The following is a 7,979-nucleotide window of genomic DNA, read 5'->3' as shown; positions in this document are numbered from 1 at the left end:
GAACACGGCGATGGCGACGTATCCCCAGATAAGATTCAGCGGCAGACCCATCCACTGTTTGTTATTAACGGACATGTTAACCTCGATTTCAGGATGCAGAGGAGCGGCTCCGCTGCACAACAGCGGAGCATTATTGTTATTAAATTAAAGAGGTACGTTATTCGCGGATTAGCCGACCGGCCTGTTGTAGCGCTTTGTAGGCCTCATACCTGCGTTGATGCAGCGGGCTAAACGCCGTTTCGCTGCGATAGGTTTTATCCACTCTGGTGAACCGCTTCATGGCGTCCGGCAGCGAGGCGGCGACGTTACCCGCGACGGCGCCGAGGATGGCGGAGCCCAGTAAGACTGGTTCGCTGCTGGCGGTGCTGACCACGGTTACGCCACAGGCATCGGCCAATAGCTGGCGTACCAGCGGGTGCTGCCCCGCGCCGCCGCTGATAACGATATTTTCGCTCTCAATACCACAGGCGCGTTGGGCATCAAGGATCTGCCGCAGGCCGTAGCCAATCCCGCATAATCCAGCGACATACAGCGCGGTCAGGTTATCAAGATCCCGCTCCATCCCCAGCCCGGCAATCAGCGCTTTCGCGTGGGGGTCGGCAAGCGGCGCGCGGTTGCCGAGAAACTCCGGCACGACGTGCAGTCCATCTGCCAGCTTCACCGCCTCCGACGGCGAGGCAACCTGCGCCAGCACGCGATCCGCCAGCCAGACCGGCAGTGGAACGGCGGCGGCTTTGGCCTGTTCACGCGCTTCGGCCGCCGCCGGATGGAAGCTCAGTAACTGGTCGATAGCCGCGCCGGCGGCGCTTTGTCCACCTTCGTTCAGCCAGTAACCCGGCACCATCGCCGAATAGTAAGGCCCCCAGACCCCAGGGACGAACACCGCTTTCTCGGTGGTGGTCATGGTGCAGGAGGAGGTGCCGAAGACGTAGGCCATATTATTCACCGCGCCGTTGAGTACGCCAACGGTGCCAATGCCGCCGGCATGGGCGTCGATCATCCCGACCGCCACCGGCGTACCGACAGGCAGACCCATCTCTTCGGCCGCCGCCGCGGTTAACCCATCACCACATGGCGTTCCCGGATCGACGATACGCTGGCCGATACGGGCGAAGTCTTCTTCCGCCAGCTCTGCGAGGCCAATCTGGCGGAAGTAGTCGGCATCCCAGCGCTTTTCATGGGCCAGATAGGTCCATTTACAGGTTACGGTACAGACGGAGCGGGCCAGATCGCCGGTCGCGCGCCAGGTGAGGTAGTCGGCCAGGTCGAAGAAGTGACGCGCACGGGCATAAGTCTGCGGGCGATTTTCTTTCAGCCACAGCAGCTTCGGCGTTTCCATCTCCGGAGAGATAGTCCCGCCGACGTATTGCAGCACCGGATGGCGGGTGGCATTGATGCGTTCCGCCTGTTCGGTGGCGCGGTGATCCATCCAGACGATGATATTGCGGTCCGCCTCTTCGCTGGGGCCGACGGCCAGCGGCGCGTCATTCTCCCCGATTACCACCAGCGAGCAGGTGGCGTCGAAGCCGATACCGGCTACCGAGTGCGGAGAGACGGCGGCCTTTACGACCGCGCGTTTAATGCAGTCGCAAACCGCCTGCCAGATTTCGCGGCTGGATTGTTCCACCACGCTGCCGGCGCTACGGAAGAGGGTTATCTCCCGGGTGGCGTGGGCCAGCAGTTCGCCGCTGAGGTTAAATACCCCGGCGCGCACGCTGCCGGAGCCGACATCGACGCCGATGAGGGTTTGAGTCTCGCCATTCATAAAATCGTCCTTTTAGTCACCGATACCGGGGGTTATAAATCAACGCTGTTAGGCAGAATAACCAGGTCGCGCACGGTGACGTTTTTCGAACGGGTGACCATAAACAGCACCGATTCGGCAACTTCGATAGGCTGCATCAGGCTGCCGTTGGCCAGCGCTTCTTCCATTTTCTCTTTCGGCCAGTCATCGAGCAGGGCGGTGACCACCGGGCCCGGCAGTACCGCGCCGACGCGGACGCCGTGCTGGGAAACCTGGCGGCGGGTAGTATGAACAAATGCCTGTACGGCGAATTTTGAGGCGGTATAGATAGGTTCCCAGATAACCGGCACCACGCCGGCGATGGAGCTGGTGAAAATAATATCGCCGGATTTTTGCGCGATCATATGCGGCAGCACGCTACGCACGCAGCGGAAGGCGGCGTTAGTATTGAGGTGCAGCACTCGATCCCAGACGTCCGGGTCGCCCTCAGCGACCGGGCCGCCGATGTAAGCGCCGGCGTTGGCGTGGAAGATATCGAGACGGCCGGCAAGTTGCAGGATGCCGTCAATGATCTTATCCACCTGATCGCCCTGCATCAGATCGACCTGTAAAGCAAAAGCGTTTTCGCCAAGCTCTGCCACAATCTTGTTGAGCTTTTCGCCTTCACGGTCGATCAGAACCACCTTCGCGCCCGCGCCAAGCAGGGTTTTCGCGCATTCAAGACCAATGCCGGAAGCGGCGCCGGTGACCGCGGCGACTTTGCCGCTAAGAGAAGTATTCATAGAGGATACAGAGTGGTTCATTTTATAATCCTTCATGTTGTCTGTTTTGCTCATCAAGCGGGACTCGACGAGCTTGAGGAGCGGTTACCTGCTACAACAATCTGGCCTGTCAGAGCAGGAGTAACTAAGTTAAGCTATTGAATATCAGCACCATTTATTTCAATTTGCTGATGTCTGAACGATTATTGAGTGTATACGCTAGCGAGCGTCATGGTTGCTCAATCGATGAAGCTAATGTTGCGCCAGCTTCATCGATTGAGCAAGTGGGGAAATTAACAGCGAAATGAATTTGTGACGCAAGTTGGGAAAATGAAAAAAATCACTATCTACGATCTGGCGGAATTATCCGGCGTTTCGGCAAGCGCGGTGAGCGCGATCCTCAATGGCAACTGGAAAAAACGCCGTATCAGCGCCAAACTTGCGGAAAAAGTGACGCGGATTGCGCAAGAACAGGGCTACGCGATTAATCGCCAGGCCAGCATGTTGCGCAGTAAAAAATCGCATGTCATCGGGATGATTGTCCCCAAATACGACAACCGTTATTTTGGTTCCGTGGCGGAAGGCTTTGAAGAGATGGCGCGTGAGCGCGGCCTGCTGCCGATTATTACCTGTACTCGCCGTCGACCGGAGCTGGAAATCGAAGCGGTGAAAGCGATGCTTTCCTGGCAGGTGGACTGGGTGGTGGCGACCGGGGCGACTAATCCGGATAAAATTACCGAGCTTTGTCAGCAGGCGGGGGTGCCGACGGTCAACCTTGACCTGCCGGGCTCCACCGCACCGTCGGTGATCTCCGATAACTACGCGGGCGCCCGCGCGTTGACCGATAAAATTCTTGATAACAGCCTCAATCGCCACGGCAAACTGGCGCCGCTGTTTTTTGTCGGCGGGCGCAGCAGCGACCACAACACCCTGGAGCGTTTGCGCGGATTTCGCGATGCCCATGCGGCGCGCGGCATGAGCGTGCCGGATGAAAATATTCTTTCTCCGGGCTATTCAAAAGGCAAAGTAGAAGCCTGCATGCAGGCGCGTTTCAAAAGCGCTGATGAACATCTTCAGGGGTTCTTCGTTAACTCGACCATCTCGCTGGAAGGGGTGGTGCGATGGCTGGCCCAGCTAGGGCTGACCGGCGCCGAACAGCCACCAATGGGCTGTTTTGACTGGGATCCGTTTGTTTATCTATTGGGTCACGACATTGACATGGTGCAGCAGAACGTACCGGCGATGCTGGAAGCGGTATTCAATATCATCGACGCTGGCGAGGCCAGCCAGCAGCGGGTAGAGATCCCGCCGCTGCTGATTAGCAGCCGCGAGCATCTGGCGTGAAAACCGCTGGCGCTAGCGCGTCAGCAGCCAGCGGGTGGTATGTTCATCGGTCACCAGGCCGTTAATCCAGCCGCCTTTTAACGCCGCGAGGATCGCCGGGCGCTTGTTCTCGCCACAGGCGACGGCTATGCGCGGGCACTGATTTTGGCGGATATCGTAGCTGGTGATCAGGCGATTAATTTCGCTGTCGACGACGCCGCCGTCGGCATCGATAAAGCGGCCGAGGATCTCGCCGATGCCGCCGCGCGCCGTCAGTTCATCCAGTTGGGCCTTATTAATAAATCCGTCTTTGAAGATCGGGCTTTGGGTCCCCAATGGGCCGATACCGACGAAAATAACGTCCGCCTGCTGTGCGGCGGCAGATACGTTGCTGAACAGGCGGCTGCCGCACCACATCTCATGTTCCTGACGGGTTTGCGCATAGCGCGGCGCGGGCCACTGGTAGTAGTTGGCCTGAATTTTCCGCGCCAGCAGCAACGGCACGTCGTCGTAGTAGTTGCATTTCCCTTCATCGTTCATTGCGCTAATCAGCGCCACGCAGCGGCTGTTGGGGCTATCGAAATCAATGCGCTGGATGGTTTTTTTCAGCGTTAATCCAGAACCAATGCCGATTATTTTGGCGTTATCGCTCTGCAGGTAGCGGGCCATCAGCTGATAACAACCGAAGGAAACGCTATCCAGCGTGCTCTCCTCGTTGTAGGTCGGCACGATATTGCACTCGATGAGTTGATACTTTTCCTGCAACAACTGCGCATAATCGAGGCAGTTCGCCACCGGATGATGTAAACCAATCGACACAATGCCTTCTTCCTTCGCCGCGGCGATCAGGCGCTGGACCACCGGCCTTGAGGTGCCGAGGTGGCTGGCGATTTCGCTCTGATTCTGACCGGCAATGTAGTACATCCATGCGGCGCGGACCTTCTGATCCAGCCTGATGTCGTCTTCTTTACTCACGTTATCCTGCCTTAAATACGCGGGCGCAGTAGCGCAGATACCCGTATTTTGGCTGCGGTTTTCCAAACAGGCAAGCTTTTGCTCTGAATTGGTCTTTTGTAATTTTATTGGGTAATTATTATTTTTTGATCTGTAGCTCTTATTTGATTCAAATGATCATCTACAGTGAGCCGCATCACCTCAAGGAGAGCAGAACATGAATACGCAATTCACATGGCTTCACATTGGTCTCGGGTCTTTTCATCGCGCCCATCAGGCGTGGTATCTGCATCGACTGCGGGTTTCCGGCGATTCGCGCTGGCATATCGCGGCGGGAAATATTCGTAATGACGCCGAGCATGTGGTGCAGGCGCTGGCGGAGCAGGAAGGGCGCTATGTCCTCGAGACGGTGAGCCCGGAAGGGGAGCGAGAATACGAAGAGATCGCCTCAATTCAAAAATTACTGCCGTGGCAGGCGGGGCTGCAGCCGCTGATTGATGAAGGCGCGAACCCGCAGACCAAAGTCATTGCTTTCACGGTGACGGAAGGGGGCTATTACCTCAATACGCAACATCGCCTGGAAACCAGCAACGCCGATCTGCAGGCCGATTTGCAGGGGGATTGCAAAACCATTTATGGCACCATCACCCGGATCCTTGAAAAACGCATCGCCGACGATGCTGGTCCGCTGACGCTGCTTAACTGCGACAACGTGCGCCACAACGGCGAACGTTTCCATGATGGACTGGTGGAATTTCTGCAGCTGACCGGTAAACAGCAGGTTATTGACTGGCTGGCGGTGAACGCGACCTGTCCAAACACGATGGTCGATCGTATCACGCCGCGCCCGGCCGCCGATCTGGCGCCACGTATCAAAGCGCAAACCGGCATCGACGATAAAGCGCCGGTGATGGGCGAAACCTTTATTCAATGGGTTGTGGAAGATAATTTCCGCGCTGAGCGCCCGGCGCTTGAGACGGTGGGCGTGGAGATGGTGGCGTCGGTTATCCCCTATGAAGAGGCGAAGATTCGCATTCTTAACGCGTCACATAGCTGTATCGCCTGGGCGGGAACCCTGTTGGGCCAGCAATATATTCACGAGAGTACGCTTACCGATGCCATCTACGCCATCGCCGACCGTTACGTCAGTGAAGATGTGATTCCGTGTCTGGGCGATAACGGTATCGACCTGGCAACCTATCGCGACGTGGTACTCAAGCGTTTTACCAACCCCTATATCCAGGACACCAATCAGCGGGTGGCGGCAGACGGATTCTCAAAAATCCCGGCGATGATTGCCCCAACCCTGCAGGAGTGCTACCAGCGCGGCGTGCGTCCGCAGGCTACCGCTATGTTGCCAGCGCTGTTCTTTGTCTTTATGCAGCAGTGGCATAAAGGGGCTTTACCGTATCAGTACCAGGACGGAATTCTTGATGAATCGGCGGTACACGCCATGTTTAATTCGCCTGACCCGATCGCCCGGTACGCCGGTGATAAAGCCCTGTTTGGCGATCTGGCGGAATCGGCGGATTTCCACGCGCTGCTGCGTGAGCAAATCGCCACCGTCTACGCGCTGACCCAGCAGGAGGCGCTATGTATTTAGGCATCGATCTCGGCACTTCGGAAGTTAAAGCGCTGGTGCTGGATGAAAACAATGCGGTCGTCGCCAGCCATAGCGCGCCGTTGACCATTCAACGGCCGCATCCGCAGTGGTCTGAACAATCGCCGCAGGCGTGGTGGGAAGCGACGGAATATCTGATTGCCACTCTGCGCGAGAAGTGCGCGAGTCATTGGTCGGCGATTAAAGCCATCGGCCTTTCCGGACAGATGCACGGCGCCGTGCTACTGGATGCCAGCGGCGAAGTGATTCGCCCGGCGATTTTATGGAATGATACCCGCTGCGCGCAGGAGTGTGCCGAGCTTGAGGAGATGGCGCCGGAGCTGCATCAGGTGGCCGGTAATCTGGCGATGCCGGGATTTACCGCGCCGAAACTGCTGTGGGTGCGGCGTCACGAGCCGCAGCATTTTGCCCGTACCGCTTGCGTACTGCTGCCGAAGGATTTTCTGCGCTACAAGATGACCGGCAAAAAAGTCTCCGATATGTCGGATGCCGCCGGCACCCTGTGGCTGGATGTTGCGCGACGGGACTGGTCCGACGCGCTGCTGCAAAAGTGCGGCCTGACGCGGCAACAAATGCCGGAACTGGTTGAAGGATGCGACGTTTCCGCCACGCTGGCGGCAGACATTGCCGAACGCTGGGGGCTTAATCCTTCGGTGCTGGTGGCGGGGGGCGGCGGCGATAATGCGGTCAGCGCGATTGGCGTTGGCGCGGTGTCGCCGGGAGACGCTTTTATCTCGCTGGGGACCTCCGGCGTGCTGTTTGTCGTCACCGACCGCTATCGTCCGGCGCCGCAGTCGGCGGTGCATGCTTTCTGTCACGTACTGCCGAACCTGTGGCACCAGATGAGCGTGATGCTCAGCGCCGCCAGCTGTCTGCAGTGGTTCTGTCGTCTGACCGGCACCACCGAAGTGGCGCTACTGGAGGAGATAGCTCAGTTAAGCGAAGACGAAAAAGCCAATGCGCCATACTTCCTGCCTTATCTTTCCGGCGAGCGTACCCCGCATAACGATCCGCTGGCGCGCGGTATGTTCTGGGGAATGACCCATGCCAGCCAGCGCGCTCAACTGGGATATGCGGTGCTGGAGGGGGTGAGCTTCGGCATTGCTGACGGCCTGCGCGCGTTGCAGGAGAGTGGAACCCGTATCGACCAGTGTTCACTGGTCGGCGGCGGCGCCCGCAGTCCATTCTGGGCGCAACTGCTGGCGGATATCCTGGCGATGCCGGTGGTAACGCATAAAGGCGGGGAAACCGGCGGCGCGCTGGGAGCGGCGCGGCTGGCCTGTCTGGCGGCGGGCAAGCCGTTGGCAAGCGTTTGTCATAAGCCGGAAATCTGGCAAACCTGGCAGGCGGATCCGCAGCGTCATCAGACGCTGATGCCGCGTTACGCCCATTTCCAGTCTCTGTACCTCAACGACCGACATTTTCGACAGCAATAAGACATATGACGCTCCGGCGAAACTGCCGGAGTGATTCTCCTGCACCCTACAACAACGAGGTCACCATGTCCGTTAATCACAAACAGTGGCTCGGTCTGCCGCTGAACCTTATCTGGGGATACGTCGCCATCGCCGTGTTT

8 protein-coding genes are annotated in these 7,979 nt (G+C 58.0%); 4 read left to right on the top strand and 4 right to left on the bottom strand.

What is annotated here, in order from left to right:
• The 3 genes from PGR09_RS24415 to PGR09_RS24405 form a co-directional block, all read right to left on the bottom strand.
• The coding region (locus PGR09_RS24415) for a hypothetical protein (protein ID WP_380379385.1) at window positions 1-75 on the bottom strand (75 nt) is incomplete at its 3' end.
• Between the two features lie 82 nt (window positions 76-157).
• A complete protein-coding gene (locus tag PGR09_RS24410) occupies window positions 158-1,765 on the bottom strand; it encodes an FGGY-family carbohydrate kinase (RefSeq protein ID WP_289578119.1) in 1,608 nt (535 codons plus the stop codon).
• Window positions 1,766-1,797: 32 nt separating this feature from the next.
• Window positions 1,798-2,547: an SDR family oxidoreductase gene (locus tag PGR09_RS24405; RefSeq protein WP_045398225.1), complete on the bottom strand. Its 750-nt coding sequence runs from the start codon at window positions 2,545-2,547 to the stop codon at window positions 1,798-1,800.
• A gap of 288 nt (window positions 2,548-2,835) precedes the next feature.
• On the opposite strand from PGR09_RS24405, the gene PGR09_RS24400 reads away from it, so the two are divergent.
• A complete protein-coding gene (locus PGR09_RS24400) occupies window positions 2,836-3,849 on the top strand; it encodes a LacI family DNA-binding transcriptional regulator (protein ID WP_045398223.1) in 1,014 nt (337 codons plus the stop codon).
• 12 nt (window positions 3,850-3,861) lie between these two features.
• On the opposite strand, the gene PGR09_RS24395 is transcribed toward PGR09_RS24400, so the two are convergent.
• Window positions 3,862-4,803: a sugar-binding transcriptional regulator gene (locus PGR09_RS24395; RefSeq protein ID WP_430916577.1), complete on the bottom strand. Its 942-nt coding sequence runs from the start codon at window positions 4,801-4,803 to the stop codon at window positions 3,862-3,864.
• A 196-nt stretch (window positions 4,804-4,999) separates the two neighbouring features.
• On the opposite strand from PGR09_RS24395, the gene dalD reads away from it, so the two are divergent.
• The 3 genes from dalD to PGR09_RS24380 form a co-directional block, all read left to right on the top strand.
• On the top strand, window positions 5,000-6,385 hold the full coding sequence (gene dalD / locus PGR09_RS24390) for a D-arabinitol 4-dehydrogenase (RefSeq protein WP_101739711.1): 1,386 nt from the start codon (window positions 5,000-5,002) through the stop codon (window positions 6,383-6,385).
• Window positions 6,376-7,839, top strand: coding sequence for a xylulokinase (xylB, locus tag PGR09_RS24385; protein WP_315711211.1), 1,464 nt, complete (start codon window positions 6,376-6,378; stop codon window positions 7,837-7,839). Before dalD ends, xylB begins: the two co-directional genes overlap by 10 nt.
• Before the next feature lie 65 nt (window positions 7,840-7,904).
• Window positions 7,905-7,979 (top strand): hypothetical protein (locus tag PGR09_RS24380; protein WP_430916578.1); only part of this gene is annotated, 75 nt, incomplete at its 3' end.

Origin of the sequence: Klebsiella sp. 141251 (genome assembly GCF_050600725.1) — a bacterium.
Taxonomy (GTDB): domain Bacteria; phylum Pseudomonadota; class Gammaproteobacteria; order Enterobacterales; family Enterobacteriaceae; genus Klebsiella; species Klebsiella aerogenes.
The sequence above is the reverse complement of the archived record's forward strand: the minus strand, read 5'-3'. Positions and strand labels throughout refer to the sequence as shown.

Excerpts from the sequence above, each read along its gene's own strand:
- xylB (WP_315711211.1), top strand. The coding sequence starts at position 6,376 with ATGTATTTAGGCATCGATCTCGGCACTTCGGAAGTTAAAGCGCTGGTG.
- PGR09_RS24410 (WP_289578119.1), bottom strand. The coding sequence starts at position 1,765 with ATGAATGGCGAGACTCAAACCCTCATCGGCGTCGATGTCGGCTCCGGC.
- dalD (WP_101739711.1), top strand. The coding sequence starts at position 5,000 with ATGAATACGCAATTCACATGGCTTCACATTGGTCTCGGGTCTTTTCAT.
- PGR09_RS24405 (WP_045398225.1), bottom strand. The coding sequence starts at position 2,547 with ATGAACCACTCTGTATCCTCTATGAATACTTCTCTTAGCGGCAAAGTC.
- PGR09_RS24400 (WP_045398223.1), top strand. The coding sequence starts at position 2,836 with ATGAAAAAAATCACTATCTACGATCTGGCGGAATTATCCGGCGTTTCG.